The organism is Mangrovicoccus ximenensis (assembly GCF_003056725.1).
In the GTDB taxonomy this organism is placed as follows: Bacteria; Pseudomonadota; Alphaproteobacteria; order Rhodobacterales; family Rhodobacteraceae; genus Mangrovicoccus; species Mangrovicoccus ximenensis.
Genome location: NZ_QBKZ01000017.1, coordinates 261,079 through 279,670, shown reverse-complemented (window position 1 = coordinate 279,670; position 18,592 = coordinate 261,079). Strand labels below are relative to the sequence as shown.

Sequence of the window (18,592 nt, the reverse complement as noted above, 5' to 3'; positions counted from 1 at the left end):
GACCTCCGCTTCTCCTGTCTTCCTGGCTCCCGCTCCCGATCTCCCGCGCCGTGCGGCCCGTCCGCAGGGCGCGTTTGGCGGGACCCCATGGCACACGGCATATCTCCGGAATTCCCCGTCGTTGTTTTTCAAGGTTTTTGTCACCGGTGTCCATTTTCCGGCTGCGTATTCTCCCGCCCCGGCCATGGGGCCGCCGCCGGCTCGCGCCCTTCGCGCTCGACCGCTCGAAGCTCAGGATCACCGTGCTCGGCCGCAACGGCGCCGCCGAAACCATGGGCTGCCCGGCCGGCTGACCTCCGCCCGCGGCGCGGCCGCGGCTTGACCTCGCGCAGTCCATGACACAGGTTCCGCCCCGAGAACCGCCGGAGCGCCGATACAGCATGACAGTCCCGTTTTCCGCCCATGAGCGGATGATCGCATGGCGCTACCTGCGCGCCAAACGTGCCGAGGGCGGGGTCAGCGTGATGACCTGGATCAGCCTGATCGGCATCACCCTGGCCGTCTTCGCGCTGATCGCCACGCTGGCGGTGCGCGCGGGATTCCGCGCCGAATTCGTCGACACGATCCTCGGCGCCAACCGCATGTCTCGGTCTACGGCGTCACGCAATACGACGAGAACGGCAACGGCACCGACACGCTGGCCGGTTACGGCGCGATCGCGGACAAGCTGCGCGCCGTGCCCGGCGTCACCTCGGCGGCGCCGGTGGTGACCGGCCAGGTGATCGCCAGCTTCGAGGGCCGCAATGCCGGCGTCCAGGTCACCGGCATCGCCCGCGCGGATCTCGACAGCCTGCCGCGGATCATCGATCCGGCAACGGGATACGGCGACCTTGCGAAATTCGGCGAGGGCATCGCGCTCGGCTCGGGCGTGGCGCGCAGCCTCGGCGCCACTGTCGGCGACCGGGTCAAGCTGATCTCGCCCGAAGGCGCCCGGACGCCGTTCGGCACCTCGCCGCGGGTCGGCACGTTCGAAGTCGCCTACATCTTCTCGGCCGGGCGCTACGACATCGACCAGGTGCGGGTCTACATGCCCTTCGCCGAGGCGCAGAGCTATTTCAACCGCGAGGGCGTGGCCGACCGGATCGAGATCATGGTCCAGGACCCCGAGCATGTCGACCGGGTGCTGCCCGCGCTCTGGGACCGCCTCGGCGACAACGAGGTGCTCTATACCTGGCGCGAGGCCTCCGGCTCGTTCCTGCGCGCGCTGACCGTCGAGGACAACGTGATGTTCGTGATCCTCTCGGTGCTGGTGCTGATCGCCACGATGAACATCGTCTCGGGGCTGATCATGCTGGTCAAGAACAAGGGCCGCGACATCGGCATCCTGCGCACGCTGGGCCTGACCGAGGGCGCGATCCTGCGGATCTTCTTCCTCTGCGGCGCCTTCACCGGCATCGCGGGCACGCTGGCGGGCGTGATCCTGGGCTGCCTCTTCGCGATCTATATCGATCCGATCTTCGCGGCGGTGAACGCGCTGTCGGGCGGCGGCGTCTGGGACCCGTCGATCCGCGGCATCTACTACCTGCCCGCCAAGCTGCAGGCCGGGGACGTCTTCTCCGCGGTGGCGCTGTCCCTGGGCATGTCCTTCGTCGTCACGATCTTTCCCGCCCGCCGCGCGGCGCGGATGAACCCTGTGGATGCGCTGCGCTATGAGTGACCAGGTCCTGAAGCTCGAGAACGTCTCCCGCGTCTACGCCCCCGGCACGGCCCGCGAGGTCACCGTGCTGAACGAGGCCTCGCTGACCGTGAATGCCGGCGAGATGGTGGCGCTGATGGCGCCCTCGGGGGCCGGGAAATCGACGCTGCTGCACATCGCGGGCCTGCTCGACCGCCCCGATGAGGGCGAGGTCTGGCTGGGCTGGGTGTCGATGAACGGCCGCAGCGAGCGCCAGCGCACCGCCGCGCGCCGCTCGGAGATCGGCTTCGTCTACCAATTCCACCACCTGCTGCCGGAATTCACCGCCGCCGAGAACGTGGCGCTGCCGCAGATGGCCGAGGGCCGTCCGCGCGCCGAGGCGCTGCTGCGCCGCCGCGCGCAGGCCGGCCGGGGCGAGCGAGGCAAGATGCAGCGCCTCGGCAGGAACATTTCCGTGGCGCGCCTCGGAGCGGGCATAGCGCGGGTCGTAATGGTCGCGCATCAGCTCGGCCGCGACCTGCCGGAAGGCGCCCTGCCGCACCAGCCCCTGCCAGGCTTCGACCCGCTCATGCCCCTGCAGGCGGACGAGCTTGTCCAGCGTCGCGCAGAACCCGTCGGGATCGGCGACCAGATCCTCGTAGGCGGTCAGGAAGAAGTCCGAGCGCTGCTCCAGATCGGCCGTGACCTCGACGCGGGGCGCCTCGCACATCCGCTCCCAGAGGCGCGGCGGCACCAGGCAGTCGCCGATCTTCGAGCTCTCGGCCTCCACCACCACCGGCCGTGCCGGATCGAGCGCGCAGAGCGCCCGGGCGATGCGGCTTTCGAACATCTTCTGGGCGGGCTGCGGATCGGCATGGCCGCCGAAGACCGAGCCGCGGTGCCGCGCCAGCCCCTCGAGATCGAGCACCTGCATGCCCTCGCGCCCGAGCTCTTCGAGCAGCGCGGTCTTGGCGGTGCAGGTCATGCCCGCGAGCACCACGAAGCGGAAGGGCAGCGGCGTGTCGTGCAGCATCGCCGCGACCAGGCGCCGGTAGGTGCGGTAGCCGCCATCGACCTGCTCGGCGCGCCAGCCGACCTCGCGCAGCAGCCAGGTGAAGGTGCCCGAGCGCTGGCCGCCGCGCCAGCAATAGACCATCGGCCGCCAGCGCGCAGGCCGGTCGGCCAGTTCGGTTTCGAGATGCCGCGCGATGTTGCGGATCACCAGCGCCGCGCCGATCTTGCGCGCGCCGAAGCGGCTCTCCTGCTTGTAGATGGTGCCGACCCTGGCGCGCTCCTCGTTGTCGAGCACGGGCAGGCTGATGGCGCCGGGGACATGGTCCTCGGCGAATTCGGCGGGGCTGCGGACGTCGATCACGTCATCGAAGCCGTGAGCAAAGAAGCCGGAAAGGGTGTCTAACTGCAGGAGCATGCCCCTCCCTAGCGCCAGTCGCGGCAGAGGGGAAGGGTTCAGTCCTTCAGCGCGGTGCCGAGCCAGAGCGGCCGGCTCCCCTTGACCGTGCAGTAGCCCGGGCCGCTCAGGCCCGGAATGCCGCGCGCCGCCAGACCGCGTGTCTTGCGCGGGGTGAAGCCCGCCTCCTCCAGCAGCCCCCGCAGGCGGCGCGGCGCGATCCCCGTCGAGGTCCGACTATTTCAGCACCCTGCTAGGGCGGCCCGCAGAGGCATTGCCCTCCGCTGTCCGGCAGCCCCGGCGCGCGGACCGGCCCCCCGGGACGGAGACGGAGCGCACCGGACCGGACCGGCTCAAAGGCGTTTTCGCGCGATTTCGTGCTGCGGATGAGCCGGAGCGTGGCTACCGGAAGCCCGGAATGCCTGGCCGCCCCGCCCGAGGGGCTTCCATAGCGATTTTGCCACGGAGGAGCCCGAGCCCGGGTTCCGGCAGACCGAGGTGGCGCTGGTTCTGCCGCGGCACACGGGGCCGGAGCCCCTCTCAGACCCGCTCGAAGGTCTTCTCGCGCGATTTCGCGCCGCGGATGAGCTTCAGCGCGGATTTCGGCAGCCCGAGATGCTTGGCCAGCGCCTTCTGCACCTCGGCATTCGCCTTGCCGTTCTCCGGCGCCACGGTGACATACACATGCAGCCCCTCCGCGCCTTCGGTGATCCGGGCGCGCGAGGCCTTGGGCGTGACCTTGACGGTGATCGTGTCGCCTGTCTGCATGGCCCTCTCCTGCCCTGCTGCACCGGGCCGCGCAAGCCCTGCCCTTGACCCGGGCCGCCAAAGCGCCGACCTAGTGCGCAAAGATCAAGGAGACCCGATGTGAATGCCGCACGCCCCGACGTCCTCGACTTCCTGCTGACCCGGCGGTCGCGGCCGTCGAAGACCCTGACCCTCCCCGTGCCGACCCCCGACGAGCTGGGCCCGATGCTGACCGCAGCCTCGCGCGTGCCGGACCATGGCGCGCTGGTGCCGTTCCGCTTCATCGTGCTCGAACGCCCCGCGCTGGAGCGGATCTCGGGGCTGATCGAGGCGACCGGCGCCCGCATGGGCAAGACCCCCGAGGAGATCGCCAAGCAGAAGCTGGTCTACGATGCCGGGAATTTCGCGGTCGCAGTGATCTTCTCGCCGAAGGAAAGCCCGAAGATCCCCTATGCCGAACAGCAATACACCGCGGGCGCGGTCTGCCTCGGGCTCCTGAACGCGGCGCTGGCGATCGGCTGGGGCGCAAACTGGCTGTCGGGCTGGTCGAGCCATGACGCGCAGTTCCGCCGCGAGGCCTACGAGCTCGGGGAGCACGAGCTGATCGCCGGGATCGTCCATATCGGCACCGAGAGCGCCACGCCCCCCGACCGGCCCCGCCCCGACGTGAACGCCATCACCACCTGGGTGACGGCATGATCCGCGACATTTCCCGCGCGCTCGGCCAGATCGGCGATCCGCGGTTCCGCAAGGTGCTGTTCCTCGGGCTCGGCATCACCGTCGGGCTCTTGTTCCTGTTCTACATCGCCACCGCCTGGATTGTCGCCTGGGCGGTGCCGGACACGGTGACCCTGCCCTGGATCGGCCAGATCGGCTGGATCAACGACATCGCCTCGGGCGCCTCGGTGCTGGGCGCGATGTTCCTGTCGAGCTTCCTGATGATGCCGGTCGCCTCCGCCTTCACCGGCATGTTCCTCGACCAGGTCGCCGATGCGGTGGAGGTGAAGCACTATCCGCATCTGCCCGATGTCCGCCCGACGCCCTTCGTCGAAACGCTGGGCGACACGTTCAGCTTCCTCGGGGTGATGATCCTGGCGAATATCGCGGCCTTCATCCTCTACCTGTTCTTCATCCCCTTCGCGCCGTTCATCTTCTGGGCGCTGAACGGCTTCCTGCTGGGCCGGGAATATTTCCAGCTGGTCGCGATGCGGCGGCTGGGCGCGGCCGGGGCCAAGGCGATGCGGAAGAAATACGCGGGCCAGATCTGGATCCTCGGCGGGCTGATGGCGATCCCGCTGACCGTGCCGGTGCTGAACCTGATCGTGCCGATCATCGGCGCGGCCAGCTTCACGCATTTCTACCACCGGCTGGCCAGGGACTGAGCCCGCCGCACAGCCCCTGTGCACTGGCAGAGGTGGAACCATCGCGCGAATCCGTCATTTTCCCTTGCAGGGAGCAATGAAAAAAGGAAATGCGCGATGGGCCTGCTCGTGGACGGGGTCTGGAAGGACCAGTGGTACGACACCGGAAAGACCGGCGGGAAGTTCGAGCGCTCCGAGGCGCAGTTCCGCAACTGGATCACCGCTGACGGCTCGGCAGGCCCCTCGGGCAAGCCGGGCTTCAAGGCGGAACCGGGCCGCTACCACCTCTATGTCGCCTATGCCTGCCCCTGGGCGCACCGCACGCTGATCTTCCGCGCGCTGAAGGGGCTGGAGGAGATGATCTCGGTCTCCTTCGTCAACTGGTACATGGGCGACCATGGCTGGACCTTCGAGGATCCGGGCGACGGCATCCCGCATGACCATCTCTTCGGCTCCGATTACGCCTATGAAATCTACCTGAAGGCCGATCCGCAGTATTCCGGCCGGGTGACCGTGCCGATTCTCTGGGACAAGCGCGAGAACACCATCGTCTCGAACGAGAGCGCCGAGATCATCCGGATGTTCAACGCCGCCTTCGACGGGGTCGGCGCGGCACCGGGCGACTACTTTCCGGCGCCGCTCAGGGACGAGATCGACGCGGTGAACGCGCGCGTCTACGACACGGTCAACAACGGCGTCTACAAATGCGGCTTCGCCACCACGCAGGAGGCCTATGACGCCGCGGTCGAGCCGCTGTTCGAGAGCCTCGACTGGCTGGAGGACCGGCTATCGACCCGGCGCTACCTGACCGGCGGAACCCTGACCGAAGCCGACTGGCGGCTCTTCACCACACTGCTGCGCTTCGACCCGGTCTATCACGTCCATTTCAAATGCGACCGCCGCCGGATCGTCGATTATCCGAACCTCTGGGGCTACACGCGCGAACTCTTCCAGATGCCGGGCATCGCGGAAACCGTGAACATGGACCACACGCGGCGGCACTACTACATCAGCCACGAGACGGTGAACCCGCACCGCATCCTGTCGACCGGCCCGGAGCTCGACCTCATGTCGCCGCATGGCCGGGAGCGGCTGAAGGCGGCCTAGGGCCGAAGCGGCGGCTCCAGACCGTCAGCGCGACGATGCCGGCCGCGCCGGCCGCATGCCACAGGATCGGCAGCGGCCAGAGGCAGAGCAGACCCAGCGCCCCGGCCACGATCCGGAGCGGCCAGCCGATCGGCCGCTCCAGCCCGCCCTGCAGGAGGCCGACCAGCCCGTAGAGGCCGAAGACCGAGAAGGCGGCGACCTGGATCATCTCGCCCCAGTTGCCCGACAGGAGCGGCGTGTAGGCGAAGAGCACCGGCACGATGTAGAGCCCCTTGGCGAGCTTCCAGCTGGCGAAACCGGTGCCCATCGCGGGCGCCTTGGCGATGGCCGCCGCGGTGAAGGCCGCCAGCGCCACCGGCGGCGTCACGTTGCTGTCCTGGCTGAGCCAGAAGATGATCATGTGCGCCGAGAGGAGCCCGGCCAGCGCCACCTCGGGCGGCACGACCATGTCCCGCAGCGGCGCGGCGATCTCCAGAGGCAGCGAATGCACGAGCTCCGCCGCCTCGGCGCGGGTCATGCCGGATGCCAGCTGCATCATCGCCTCGGGATTGGCCAGCATCAGGATCGGCTTCGCGGCCTCGGAAAGCGTGCCGTTGGCGATGGCGTCGATCACGAACCGGTCCGAGATCATCCCGGCCAGCGCCGGCGCCGAGAGCGTGGCGAGCACGATATAGGCGGCCGTCACCGGCAGCCCCATGCCGAGCACGAGGCTGGCGAGCCCGATCAGGATGATCGCGACGATGATGTTGCCCCCGGCCCAGTCGGCGATCATCAGGCTGAAGGTGTTGCCGATCCCTGCGGTCGTGATCACGTTGACGACCAGCCCGACGGAGCAGAGCAGAACGGCGGTCATCACCATGCCGCGGGTGCCCTGGACCAGAGCCTCCCAGACCGCCTTCGGCCCCATCGGCGACTTGGTCAGCCAGCTCGAGGCCACCACCGCGACGATGCCGAAGACGGCGGCATAGGTGGGGGTGAAGCCCGCCACCAGCATGCCGATCAGCAGCCCGATCGGCAGCACGAAGCTGGCGCCGCCCTGGCGGAAGGCCGAGCCCAGCGTCTGCCCGTCCGACGGCAGCGGCGGCAGGTTCAGCCTGCGCGCCTCGACCCGGATGAAGAGCGCGACCGACAGGAAATAGAGCAGCGCGGGAAGGGCGGCGACCGCCACGATGTGTTCGTAGGGGATCTGGGTGAAGCTCGCCATCACGAAGGCCCCCGCCCCCATGATCGGCGGCATCAGCTGCCCGCCGGTCGAGGCCGCGGCCTCGACGCCGCCGGCAAATTTCGGCGCGAAGCCCGCGCGCTTCATCAGCGGGATGGTGATCACGCCGGTCGAGGCGGTGTTGGCGATGGCCGACCCGCTGATCGTGCCGGTGAGGCCGGAGGCGATCACCGCGACGATGCCGGGGCCGCCCGTCATCTTGCCCGCGACGGCGCGGGCGAGGTTGATGACGAAATCGCCGGCGCCCGAGCGGATCAGGAACGCGCCGAACAGGATGAAGAGGAAGACATAGGTCGAGGAGATCCGCGCGATCGCGCCGAACATCGCGTCATCGCCATAGACCGAGCGGAAGGCGACGGTTTCCAGGCTGAGCCCCGGGAAGGAGAACACCCCGCCGATCCACTTGCCCCAGACCAGCACGTAGCTCAGCGACAGCACGATCAGGATCGGGATGATCACCCCGGTGAGCCGCCTTGTCAGCTCGATGGCGGCATAGACGCAGATCGCGATGGCCAGCCAGTCGTAAAGCTCCAGCTTGACGCCGCGGGCATAGATCGCGTCCTCGGCGCGCACCAGATGCACCGCCGCCGCCGCCGTGGCGAGGCCGAAGAGGAAATCCACGATCCGCCAGAAGCGCGACGGCCCCAGGGGCGCCACGGCGGGCTTCAGCACCGCCGCGAGGAAGGCGAAGCCCGCGAAGTGATAGGCGTTGCGCGCGAATTCGGAGATGACCGGATCGAAGGCCACATAGACATGGCCGAGCGCGATCAGGACGCAGAGGATGGCGAGGCCCGCCTCGACCGGCGCGGAGAACCGCCGCCAGCTGGGATCGGGACCGCCCGCTTCGGGATCGGACATGGGATGGCTTCCGGCTAGGGCTTGGGACGGCCCGCCGCATTCCGGCGGGCCTGCGGGATCACTTGGCGATCAGGCGGTCGGGGATCGTCACGCCGACTTCCTGGTAGTATTTCGCCGCGCCCGGATGCAGCGGCAGCGGCAGGCCCGCGATTGCCTGCTCCAGCGCCATCGCCTTGGTCGCCGGGTGGATCGCCTGCAGGAAGGGCAGGTTCTCGTAGATTGCCTTGGTGATCAGGTAGACGTTCTCTTCCGGGAGCTCGGCCGTGGTGGCGAGGAAGTTCGGCTGGGCGATGGTGGTCACGTCATGGTCGAGACCGGGATAGGTTCCCGCCTTGACGGTGAAGGGCGTCCACAGCTCCTTGCCGCCATCGGCCGCGGCCAGCTCCTCGGGCGTATAGGCCAGCAGCGTGACCCCGTCGCCCATCGAGGCGAAAAGCTGGCTGATCGCGCCGGTCGGCACGCCGGCCGGGGTGCTTATGCCCTTGACCTGGCCGTTCTGCAGCGCCTCCGCCGCCGGGCCGTAGCCGCCATAGACCAGCGTGTAGTCGGCATCGATATCGACGCCGAGCCCTTCCAAAAGGGTGCGCGTCGAGCCGATCGAGCCGGAATTCTGCGCGCCGAGCGCCATCGACTCGCCCTTGAGGGCCACGAAATCCGCCATCGTGCCGGTCTTGGCCGCGTCCGAGGCGATGACGAACTGCTCGACATTCTGCCACAGCATCGAGACCGAGCGCAGGTTCTCCTGCGGGCCGGTCTCGGCCATCGGGCCGGTGCCGGTCGCCGCATAATAGCCGTAGAGGCCCTGGAGAATCGCGAATTCGGCCTCGCCCTCGCGCAGGAGCCGCACGTTCTCGGCGGAGCCCGCCGAGCTGATCGCCGACATTCCGATCTTCTCGGTCGGTTCCAGCTTCACCTTGATCAGCGTCGAAAGCGCCACGCCCACCGGGTAATAGGTCCCGCCGGTGGACGCCGTGGCGAGGATGTAGCTCGCCTCTTCGGCGGCAGCAGGAACGGCAGCAAAGGCTGCGGCTGCCGCAAAGGCGGCGCTGCGCAGAAACGTCATGGATTGTTCTCCCTGTCCCGGCCCTCTCCCGGGGGCCCTCGACAGGGAGCCTAGAGCGGCGGCAGGCAGGGCTCAACGGAAAATCCGGCGCCCTGCCCTGCGTCAGACCAGCCGGCTGGACGACACCAGCGGCTCGACCAGCCCCGGCAGGCTGTCGAAGCTGTCGAACATGACCTGATGCGGGATCTGGAAGACCGGCGACTTGCGGTAGCCTTCGGTGAACAGCAGGAACGGCAGGTCCGCGCGCCCGGCGGTCTCGCTGTCGACCTCGCTGTCGCCGACGAAGACCGTGGCCGAGGCCTTCAGCGCGTCCATCGCCGAGAGCACGCCGGTCGGGTCGGGCTTCTTCTCGGGAAAGCTGTCGCCGCCGACCACCACCGGGAAGAACTCCGCGAGCCCCAGCTCGAACAGGATTTCGCGGGCGGACACCTCGGGCTTGTTGGTGACGACGCCCAGCCCGTAGCCCATCGCCCGGAACCGCGCCAGCGCATCGGCGACGCCCGGATAGGGCCGGGTCAGGTCGGTGGAATGGGCGTTGTAATGATCCATGAACGCCTCGACCAGCCGCGGATGGTCGGCCATGTCCAGCCCGGTCGCACCGATGATCCGCTCGACCAGTTTCGGCACGCCGTTGCCGATGAAGCTGCGGATGATCTGGAAGGGCAGCGGCTCCTGTCCCTCGTCGGCAAGCATCCGGTTGGCAGCGGCATGGAGATCAGGCGCGCTGTCGATGAGGGTTCCGTCGAGATCGAACAGAACGGCGGCACTGGTCATGGGACTCTCCCTTTTATCGTTGCGCAGCACATGGCCCGCCGGCACCCCCAGCGCAAGGTGAGGAGCCGTCGCAGGGCGGCCACACTGGCGGAAAGTCCGGCTTTCCCTTATGCCGCGCGGATACGGACGGAAAGGTGACGCGATGCTGAGTCTGCGCAACGAAGAAGGAATCACGGCGGCTCTGGCCGCGCTGGCGGACCTGCTGGGGCCGCGGCTGGCGACGGGCCAGTCGCTGCGCGAACAGCACGGCCATACCACCACTTGGCTGGAGAACCAGATCCCCGACGCGGTGGCCTTCGCCCAAAGCACCGCCGAGGTCCAGGAAATCGTGCGGATCTGCGCGGCGCACCGCGTGCCGGTCATCCCCTTCGGCACCGGCACCTCGCTCGAGGGCCATGTGAACGCGCCTATGGGAGGCGTCTCGGTCGATGTCTCGGGCATGGACAAGGTTCTGGAAATCCGCCCCGGCGACATGGACGTCACCGTCCAGCCGGGCGTCACCCGCGAGGCGCTCAATACCGAGCTGCGCGCGACGGGCCTGTTCTTCCCGGTCGATCCCGGCGCGAATGCCTCGCTTGGCGGCATGGCCGCGACCCGCGCCTCGGGCACGACGGCGGTGCGCTACGGCACGATGCGCGACCGGGTGCTGGCGCTCGAAGCCGTGCTGCCTTCGGGCGAGGTGGTGCGCAGCGCGACGCGGGCGCGCAAGTCCTCGGCAGGCTACGACCTGACCGGGCTGATGGTCGGCTCGGAAGGCACGCTCGGCATCATCACCGAACTGACGCTGCGCCTCGCGCCGCAGCCCGAGGCGATCTCGGGCGCGGTGGCCAGCTTCCCCGACATCCATGCCGCCTGCCTGACCGCGCAGGAGGTGATCCAGCTCGCCCTGCCGGTGGCGCGGATGGAGTTCCTCGACGAGGCCGCGGTCGGCTACGTGAACCGCAGCCACGACCTGGGCCTGCCCGGGGCGCCGCTGCTGCTGCTGGAATTCCACGGCTCGCCGGGCAGCCTCGCCGAACAGAGCGAGGCCTTCGCCGAACTGGCGCGCGACAACGGCGCCACCGGCGTCAGCTGGAGCACCGATCCCGACGAGCGCGGCCGCCTGTGGCGCGCCCGCCATGCCTTCTACCTCTCGGCGCTGGCGCTGCATCCGGGCCGGGTCGGCTTCTCCACCGATGTCTGCGTGCCGGTCTCGCATCTGGCGGATTGCGTGACGGCAGCGCGCGCCAAGCTCGACGAGCTGGGCCTGCCGGGCGCCAATATCGGCCATGTCGGCGACGGCAATTTCCATACGCTGGTTTTCGTCGATCCCGCCGATCCGCAGATGCGCGGCCTCGCAGAGAGCTATGTCGCCTGGCTCAACGATCTGGCCATCGCCCATGACGGCACCTGCACCGGCGAGCACGGCATCGGCCAGGGCAAGATGAAATACCTGGAGAAGGAACGCGGCCCCGGCGCGCTGGAGATGATGCGCGCCGTCAAGCGCGGCATCGATCCGCTGAACATCATGAACCCCGGAAAGATCTTCTGATCCAGCGTTTCCGGACAGGATCGGCTCATTTTTTGACCACATGGTAAAATTTTTTCGGAGGCGCCCAAAGGGCGCGTCCGGATGCTGGTCCGCCCCGGCGCCGCAAGGCCCGGGGCGTCTTCATTTTACTGAAAATGCATGATTATTTTCGGATTTCCTTCCTGAAAAGCCACGCCCATCCGGCCGATGCCGGCCCCGGAGGGCCCGCAATCCTGCGCTGAACGCCGGACCTGACGCCGCGTCGGAAATTGCGCCGCGCTTGACCGGTGGCCGGCGCAGGGTCTTACATCGGGATCTGCAAACCGTATTGGAGTGCCACATGTCCGATCCCAGGCATATCGTGCTGACGTCCCACCCGCCGACCGGGACGCGCAAGCCGCCGGAAATCCACTGGGGGGCGCCCGGCGCACAGGCGCGCGGCCCGGTGATCGGCGGCATGTCCGGCGGACAGCGCAACGTCATCGGCACCCATTCCGGCGCCTATGGCGTCTACCGCGCGCTGGCCATCGCCACCGGCCAGCTGAAATCGGTGCACCGCCCCGACCTGACCCATACCCGCCCCTCGGTCGATATCGGCCCCTTCCCGCAATGGGAGGGCGAGGACCGGATCGTGTCGATGGACCCCTACGGCCATATCGTGGCGGATGTCTTCGCCGCCGACATCGCCGCGGGCCGCCCGATCCAGCCGACCATCGCCATCACCAAGGCGCGGATCATGCTGCCCGAGTTCAAGGAGGCGATCGCCTCCGGACGGCTGGTCCCCGACGGCGAGATCCTGACCGAAACCGGCGAAGCCTCGGTCACCAAGATCGCCATCGAGCCGGTCTGGTACCTGCCCGGCCTCGCCCGCCGCCTGAAGGTGACCGAGGTCAGCCTGCGCCGCGCGCTGTTCGAGTACACGGGCGGCATGTTCCCCGAGCTGGTCACGCGGTCCGACCTGAAGGTGTTCCTGCCGCCGATCGGCTCGATCACGCTCTACATCTTCGGCGAGCCCTCGGCGATGTGGGACCCGAAGAAGCGGCTGGCCTGCCGGGTGCATGACGAATGCAACGGCTCGGACGTGTTCGGCTCGGACATCTGCACCTGCCGCCCCTACCTGACCCACGGCATCGAGGAATGCGTGAAGGAGGCCCAGGAGGGCGGCGCCGGGCTGATCGTCTACAACCGGAAGGAAGGCCGCGCGCTCGGCGAAGTGACCAAGTTCCTCGTCTACAACGCCCGCAAGCGCAATCCGGACGGCGACACCGCCGCCGCCTATTTCGAGAAGACCGAATGCGTCGCCGGCGTGCAGGACATGCGGTTCCAGAGCCTGATGCCCGACGTGTTCCACTGGCTCGGCATCAGCCATATCGACCGCTTCGTGTCGATGTCGGACATGAAGTACAACGCGCTTGCCGAGGCCGGCATCACCGTCGGCGACCGCGTTCCGATCCCCGACGAGCTGATCCCGGGCGACGCGCAGGTCGAGATGGACGCCAAGAAGGCCGCCGGGTACTACACGGACGAGACGGTTTCGAAGCCGTTGGATCTGACATTGACCAAGGGGCGCGGGCTTGACGACTACTGACCTTGCCGAGGCGGATGCCGCGAAGACGGCGGAATGGCTGATGGGTGCGGAGGCGATCCGCGAACAATGCGGGGCGCTCTACGAGCTGGCCCTGGCTGATCGGCTGAAGCATTTCACGCTCCGCCCGGACTTGCTGGAGGCCGCCGCAGACGAGGTGGTCGCGACGATCCGAGAGAACTATCCCGACCTGCAGGTTCCGCCGCATTCGCGCTGGCGGCATTTCATGCTCGACGGCCGCGACCGCTGGGAAGAGCATGCCGCCAAGCTCGATGTCCCGGCGCAGGAACGCGCGCGGCTGGAATGCGAGCTGGCCATCGTCTCGGTACTGCTCGATGCCGGGGCGGGACCGCTCTGGACCTATCGCGATCCGGATAGCGGCGCGGAATTCGCCCGCTCCGAGGGGCTGGCGCTGGCCTCGCTCGACATGTTCATGGCGGGCGCCTTCAGCGGCGGCAAGGGACCGGGCACCGATGCCGCGGCACTGGCACGCTTCTCGGCAGAGGCGCTGGCCAGGGGCTTCCAGGTGACCGAGGACAACCCGCTCGAAGGGCTCGGGGGCCGCGCCTCGCTGATCGCCGCGCTCGGCCGCGCCGTCTCGGCCGGGCGGTCAGCCTGCGCCTCCGGCCCATGATCCTCGAGGGGGGCGGGGCCAGCCACCGGCGCAAAGCGGCCCGAGCTTCAACCCGCCGCCGCGGACGAACGGCATCCGGGCCGCCGAGCGGGCGATCGCCAGGCTCCTGGCCGATGTCCCTTCTGGTCGCCGTTTGTCCGGGGCATTGGCAAAAGGAATTCATCCGCGATCCCGTGTCCCGTGCATGCCGCAGAGGACCGGCAACCTACGCAGTCCCCGGGCCCGACCTGTCCCTCGAACCGCAATGTCCAATATGCGGCCGGTGGATGCGGGCGAGGTTCCGATGCCTGGCAAGTGGCGGCCTCGATGAGCCGGACGGGGAGATTGCCGGAGTTCAAGCAGGTCGGCGCCGACGGATCAAATGGTCCGGGACACCTTCGGAAAGCGCAGGATGCGCCGGTGGAGCGCTTCTTCCGCCCGCGGAAATCCGAACTGGTCTGCCGCAGCAGGGTCCGGTCATGCCGCGAGGGCCAAGGCGGCGCTGTCCGAATGCATCCGCATCACCCGCAACCGTCGACGCGACCGCTCGGGCATCTGCTGCCGGACGCCGGGCAGGCAAGGATCGACATGCGCGCCGAGATCGCCGCACGGGGAATATCGGCCCAATCCGGAATCTTGGGGCAAGCTCGCTCTGCCGGGCGGCCGATCCCCCGGGCAGGCCCGCCGGCTCCGGTCTGACCCATGTTCCCGCCTTCGATCCGGCCCGAACGCCTGCTTCGGCGAGGATCACCGTTCAGGGGGCAGGCCGGGACATGGGCGGTCCTCCGTCCCGGGCGAGGGTCCGAGACGCACCGTGCGGCGCCAGACCGGCGGTGCGGGCAGGAGGGTGACGCCCTCCGTTCCGGTCTCTCCGGTCAGCATGCGCTCGACCTCCTCGGCAATGCGGGCATAGGGCTGGGCGAAGGTGGTCAGCCCGTAGGCCCCCCAGGCGGCCTCGGGGATGTCGTCGAAGCCGAGAACGCAGAGGTCCTCCGGCACGCGCAGGCCGAATTCCTGCCGCGCCGCGTCGAGGAAGCCGCAGGCCACCAGATCGGTGATGCAGAACACCCCGTCGGGCCTGTTGCGCCCCGCGAGCAGGCTGCGCGCCGCTGCCGCGCCGTCGGCATAGTCGCTGCCGGGACCGCGCCAGACCGCCGGATCCAGTCCGCTTGCCGCGGCCGTCGGTTTCCCTGTGTCGTTCGGGCCGCAGACGGCGGCGCCGCCGCGGGCCTGGCTGTGGTTCGGGGCCTGCGGACCTGCAGGCATCTGGCTGCCCCGCTTGGCCACAGGATTGTTCTTCTCGTGTGTCCGGGGACAAAGCCCCGGTTCCGCCCTTTGCGGGGGCGGTTGCGGCAAGGCTGGCCGGTGGTTGTACACAGATCAGCCCGCCAAATTTCGCTTGTGCCGAAATGCACTTCCGCGATGCATCTTTCCGGCGTCGCCGAAGGGAGCAGCTGCCCAAAATTCAAGGACCTCTCCGCCGATCCGCCAGAAAGGCCGCGCTCAGAGATCCAGCACGACATCTCCCTTCGGGATGGAGCAGCAGAGCAGGATTTCGCCTTCCGGCGGAGAGTCGATCAGCTCCTCGGTGTGGTCGCTGTCGCCGTCGAGCTTGCGGCAGGCGCAGCTTCCGCAGATCCCGGCGCGGCAGCTGAAATCGGGGGAGAGCCCCTGCGCCTCGGCGAAGTCCAGCAGGCTCGGCTGCGACCCGTCCCAGACTGCTTCCAGCCCGGAGCGGGCAAAGCGGATGACCGGCCCTTCCGCCGCTCCCGGCTTTGCCGTTGCCGGACCCTGGGCCGCAGGCACAGCAGCTCCGCCGAAGCTTTCCTGCCGGATGTCGCTGTCCGGCAGGCCGAGCGAGACCAGCGCCGCGCGCATCGCCGCCATGAAGCCCTCCGGCCCGCAGAGATAGGTCTGCCAGGCATCGAGCGGCAGCAGCCGGCGCAGCAGCGCGCGGTCGATCAGGCCGAGATGCTGGCAGAGCCCGTCCCGGAGGTCGGTCCCGTCGCCCTCGGCGAAGACGGTGATCCGGGTCAGCCCGGGCATCCGCGCAGCGAGCGCTGCCAGTTCCTCTGCGAAGCACAGATCCTCGCGCGAGCGGCAGGCATGGAGGAAAATGACAGGCCGCTCCGGCTGGCGCGACAGCGCATGCAGCATGGCCAGCGCCGGGGTGATGCCGATCCCGCCGGTGGCAAGGAGCACCGGCCGATGGTCGTCCTGCAGCACGAAGCGTCCGCGCGGGATCTCTGCCTGCACCTGGTCGCCCGCCCGGAGTCCGTGCAGATGGCGCGAGCCGCCCTTGCCGCCGGGCTCCAGCTTGACGCTCAGCCGGTAGGCCGACAGGTCGCCCGGATCGGAGGAGATCGTGTAGGTCGCAAGGCTTCGGCCCGGCAGGCCGAGGCGCAGAGGCAGGTGCTGCCCGGGCTGGAAGGGCGGCAGGGCGCCCTCCGCGGAAGCCAGGCGCAGCGAGACGACGGAGGCGCTTTCGCGGATGATCTCCGCGACGTCCAGCGTCAGGGCGGCGGCGCGGGCCGGATCGGCGGTCATGACGGCAGGCCCTCCGGAATGCCGAGGCTGCGCATCTCCGCGCGCAGGAAGGCGGCGATGGCGGCGTTCTGGCCGAGCAGCGAGAATTTCGCGCCGTCGGCATAATCGGTGAGGTTGATCATCTCGGTGGTGATGACGGCCAGGCGGCTGCCCGGCGTTTCCGCATGATGCCGCAGCACCTTGCGGGCGACCTGCTTGCAGGGCTCCAGCCGCCAGGCTTCCCAGGGCGAATGCCATTCGCCGGGGCCGGGCTGCGTGAACGGGTAGAGGATCGCGCGGCCCGGACGGCCTTCGCGGGCACGCTGGTTCGGATCGTCGGGCACGCCGGCCGCGCCGTTGCCGCTGTCATGCATCGACCAGCGGTTCCGCGGTCCGGCAGGCGTCACGGCGCGCAGCTGGAACCAGCGGACGATCCCCATGTCGAGCCATTCGTCGACGAGATTCCCCGGCAGATAGGGGTCGAGCACGATGCGTCCGGCCTCGACATCGCCGCGGATGCCGGAGAGCTCCAGCTCTTCCGGATCGCCCATCTTGAAGAGCATGTGCGAATAGTCGAGCGTCAGGTTGAACGGGATGCCCAGCCGCTCCGCGGCCCGTGCCACCAGCGCGACGCGGCGCGGATCCTCGCTCCACATGTTGACATGCAGCTCGAAGCAGGGCTCGATCCCGGCCTCCCCGCCCGCCTCCCAGGCTTCGGCCCAGGCGCGGATCACCTCGTCATCGGAGGCCCAGCGGCCGTCTGAATGCCAGGCGAAGACCATCATGTTGTGGAATTTCGCGCCCGCCGCGACCGCGCGGGCCATGTTGGCGCGCAGGGCGGGCAGATAGCCCGGACCCAGCGCATAGACGCCGCTGGCGGTGAAGGCGGGCAGAGCATTGTCGGCGGAGAGCGCGCGGAAAGTCTCGACCTCGCCCTCCATCGGCAGCCGGTCGAAGAAATCGAAGACGCCGGCTTCCGCGACCATGGCGAACTGCTCGGCCAGCGGCTGTTCGGCGAAGGAGACCGGGCGGGCAGGCGAAGAGGCCTGCGCACCGCGGCCGTTGCAGCCGATGGGGAGTGCCGCGGGAAGCGGGCGCATCGCCGCGCCCGCGCGGATCGGGGACAGCTCAGTCATGGTAGACGAAGGCCCCGTTCGGCTCGTCGGAGGCATCGAGCGTCCGCTCGCGTTCCAGCATGTCGGCAATCCGCTTGCGGTAGACCATCGGGCCGCGGTCGATCGCCAGCCGGATCGGGCGGCGCGTCGCCGGGCGCTGTTCCTCGGCATGGACCGCCTCGAGGATCTCCTTGTCCTCGCCGAACGCGATGCGGAACATCGCGTCGATCTTCTGCGAGGCTTCCTCGGTCTCGATGGCGGTGTTGCGCAGGTGCATCCAGCGGTCGATGGTCTCGGTCTCGCTGACCGGGGTCATGAAGTGCAGCGCGAAGATGCGGTTGCCGCGGTCGCGGTCCTCCTCGGCGATCTCCTCGGCGGCATCGGCCGAGCCGAAATCGATCACCGCGATCGAGGGCGCATAGAGATGATAGTAGTGCCAGCGGTCGACATTGCCCTCGAAGCCGCCGAACGCCTTGAAGAAGCCTATCGGCTCTGCGTCGCGGATCCAGCGCCAGGCGGTGATCGCCGGGCCGTCGGTGGAGACATGGACCGGCACGTTCTCCGACGCCGAATTGCCCAGCGTGGTCGGGTGGACGAAGCTGACATGGGCCGGGTCGACGAGGTTCTCGGCCACGTTGAGGTAGTTCGACTTCAGGAACAGCGCGTCGCCCTGATGCGCGTGCCAGCCGGGCTGGCTGAATTGCGGCAGGTCGAAGATGTCGTCGGGGTCGGCGCGGTGCGGCTCGCCCATCCAGATCCAGATGATGTCGTTCTTCTCGGCCACCGGATAGGCATCGACATAGGCCGAGGGCGGGATCTTGTCCTGGCCGGGCACGCGGGTGCATTTGCCGTCGGGGCCGAAGGTCAGCCCGTGATAGCCGCATTGCACCGCATCGCCGATCCGCTTGCCCATCGACAACGGCAGCTGGCGGTGCGGGCAGCGGTCCTCCAGCGCCGCGACATGGCCATCATTGCGGCGGTAGAGCAGGACCGGATCGCCGAGGATCGTGAAGCGGCGCAGCGTGCCGTCCACCTCGGAGGACCAGGCGGCGACATACCAAGCGTTGCGGACCAGCGTCGTCATTGTC

At 68.7% G+C, this 18,592-nt stretch carries 15 protein-coding genes and 3 pseudogenes; 9 read left to right on the top strand and 9 right to left on the bottom strand.

Annotation, left to right across the window (positions count from 1 at the left end; genetic code table 11):
- Positions 1 to 146: 146 nt before the first annotated feature.
- The 3 genes and pseudogenes from C7T91_RS32905 to C7T91_RS36965 form a co-directional block, all read left to right on the top strand.
- On the top strand, positions 147 to 293 hold the full coding sequence (locus C7T91_RS32905; RefSeq protein ID WP_161556100.1) for a hypothetical protein: 147 nt from the start codon (positions 147 to 149) through the stop codon (positions 291 to 293).
- Between the two features lie 87 nt (positions 294 to 380).
- Positions 381 to 1,657 (top strand): annotated as a pseudogene (locus tag C7T91_RS25035) (lipoprotein-releasing ABC transporter permease subunit).
- Positions 1,638 to 1,982: pseudogene (locus C7T91_RS36965) on the top strand (ATP-binding cassette domain-containing protein); the annotation flags it as partial. The pseudogenes C7T91_RS25035 and C7T91_RS36965, both read left to right, overlap by 20 nt.
- 99 nt (positions 1,983 to 2,081) lie before the next feature.
- Here the strand turns inward: C7T91_RS36965 and mnmH are convergent.
- Together mnmH and C7T91_RS25025 are read right to left on the bottom strand one after the other, a co-directional pair.
- Positions 2,082 to 3,044, bottom strand: a pseudogene (gene mnmH, locus C7T91_RS25030) (tRNA 2-selenouridine(34) synthase MnmH); the annotation flags it as partial.
- Positions 3,045 to 3,563: 519 nt separating this feature from the next.
- Positions 3,564 to 3,791 (bottom strand): DUF167 domain-containing protein, encoded by a 228-nt coding sequence (locus tag C7T91_RS25025; RefSeq protein WP_108262208.1) that lies wholly within the window; start codon positions 3,789 to 3,791, stop codon positions 3,564 to 3,566.
- 99 nt (positions 3,792 to 3,890) lie between these two features.
- On the opposite strand from C7T91_RS25025, the gene C7T91_RS25020 reads away from it, so the two are divergent.
- The 3 genes from C7T91_RS25020 (at position 3,891) to C7T91_RS25010 (ending at position 6,238) form a co-directional block, all read left to right on the top strand.
- Positions 3,891 to 4,469, top strand: a complete 579-nt coding sequence (locus tag C7T91_RS25020; protein ID WP_236638492.1) for a nitroreductase family protein — start codon at positions 3,891 to 3,893, stop codon at positions 4,467 to 4,469.
- Positions 4,466 to 5,152, top strand: a complete 687-nt coding sequence (locus tag C7T91_RS25015; RefSeq protein ID WP_108262206.1) for an EI24 domain-containing protein — start codon at positions 4,466 to 4,468, stop codon at positions 5,150 to 5,152. Before C7T91_RS25020 ends, C7T91_RS25015 begins: the two co-directional genes overlap by 4 nt.
- Before the next feature lie 96 nt (positions 5,153 to 5,248).
- The gene (locus C7T91_RS25010; RefSeq protein WP_108262203.1) at positions 5,249 to 6,238 is read left to right on the top strand and encodes a glutathione S-transferase family protein; all 990 of its coding nucleotides are present in this window, start codon (positions 5,249 to 5,251) and stop codon (positions 6,236 to 6,238) included.
- Here the strand turns inward: C7T91_RS25010 and C7T91_RS25005 are convergent.
- From C7T91_RS25005 to gph, 3 genes are all read right to left on the bottom strand, one after another.
- Entirely contained in the window at positions 6,198 to 8,318 is a 2,121-nt protein-coding gene (locus C7T91_RS25005; protein WP_108262201.1) for a TRAP transporter permease, read from the bottom strand. The two genes, C7T91_RS25010 and C7T91_RS25005, sit on opposite strands and share 41 nt — an antisense overlap.
- 58 nt (positions 8,319 to 8,376) lie before the next feature.
- Positions 8,377 to 9,381, bottom strand: a complete 1,005-nt coding sequence (locus C7T91_RS25000) for a TAXI family TRAP transporter solute-binding subunit (RefSeq protein WP_108262199.1) — start codon at positions 9,379 to 9,381, stop codon at positions 8,377 to 8,379.
- 102 nt (positions 9,382 to 9,483) lie between these two features.
- Positions 9,484 to 10,155, bottom strand: a complete 672-nt coding sequence (gene gph / locus C7T91_RS24995) for a phosphoglycolate phosphatase (protein WP_108262197.1) — start codon at positions 10,153 to 10,155, stop codon at positions 9,484 to 9,486.
- A gap of 142 nt (positions 10,156 to 10,297) precedes the next feature.
- On the opposite strand from gph, the gene C7T91_RS24990 reads away from it, so the two are divergent.
- From C7T91_RS24990 to C7T91_RS24980, 3 genes are all read left to right on the top strand, one after another.
- On the top strand, positions 10,298 to 11,686 hold the full coding sequence (locus C7T91_RS24990) for an FAD-binding oxidoreductase (protein WP_108262195.1): 1,389 nt from the start codon (positions 10,298 to 10,300) through the stop codon (positions 11,684 to 11,686).
- A gap of 319 nt (positions 11,687 to 12,005) precedes the next feature.
- Positions 12,006 to 13,253 (top strand): GTP cyclohydrolase II, encoded by a 1,248-nt coding sequence (locus C7T91_RS24985; protein ID WP_108262193.1) that lies wholly within the window; start codon positions 12,006 to 12,008, stop codon positions 13,251 to 13,253.
- Entirely contained in the window at positions 13,240 to 13,884 is a 645-nt protein-coding gene (locus tag C7T91_RS24980) for a DUF1688 family protein (RefSeq protein ID WP_145963015.1), read from the top strand. Before C7T91_RS24985 ends, C7T91_RS24980 begins: the two co-directional genes overlap by 14 nt.
- 726 nt (positions 13,885 to 14,610) lie before the next feature.
- On the opposite strand, the gene C7T91_RS24975 is transcribed toward C7T91_RS24980, so the two are convergent.
- The 4 genes from C7T91_RS24975 to C7T91_RS24960 all read right to left on the bottom strand — a co-directional run bounded on the left by C7T91_RS24975 (position 14,611) and on the right by C7T91_RS24960 (position 18,588).
- Positions 14,611 to 15,150: a substrate-binding domain-containing protein gene (locus C7T91_RS24975; protein ID WP_236638491.1), complete on the bottom strand. Its 540-nt coding sequence runs from the start codon at positions 15,148 to 15,150 to the stop codon at positions 14,611 to 14,613.
- Positions 15,151 to 15,366: 216 nt separating this feature from the next.
- Positions 15,367 to 16,410, bottom strand: coding sequence for a flavin reductase family protein (locus C7T91_RS24970; protein ID WP_161556099.1), 1,044 nt, complete (start codon positions 16,408 to 16,410; stop codon positions 15,367 to 15,369).
- Complete coding sequence (locus tag C7T91_RS31865) at positions 16,407 to 17,525, bottom strand: sugar phosphate isomerase/epimerase family protein (RefSeq protein ID WP_161556098.1); 1,119 nt, start codon at positions 17,523 to 17,525, stop codon at positions 16,407 to 16,409. The genes C7T91_RS24970 and C7T91_RS31865 overlap by 4 nt, the downstream gene beginning before the upstream one ends.
- Positions 17,518 to 18,588, bottom strand: coding sequence for an aromatic ring-hydroxylating dioxygenase subunit alpha (locus C7T91_RS24960; RefSeq protein ID WP_108262187.1), 1,071 nt, complete (start codon positions 18,586 to 18,588; stop codon positions 17,518 to 17,520). Before C7T91_RS24960 ends, C7T91_RS31865 begins: the two co-directional genes overlap by 8 nt.
- Positions 18,589 to 18,592 lie beyond the last annotated feature (4 nt).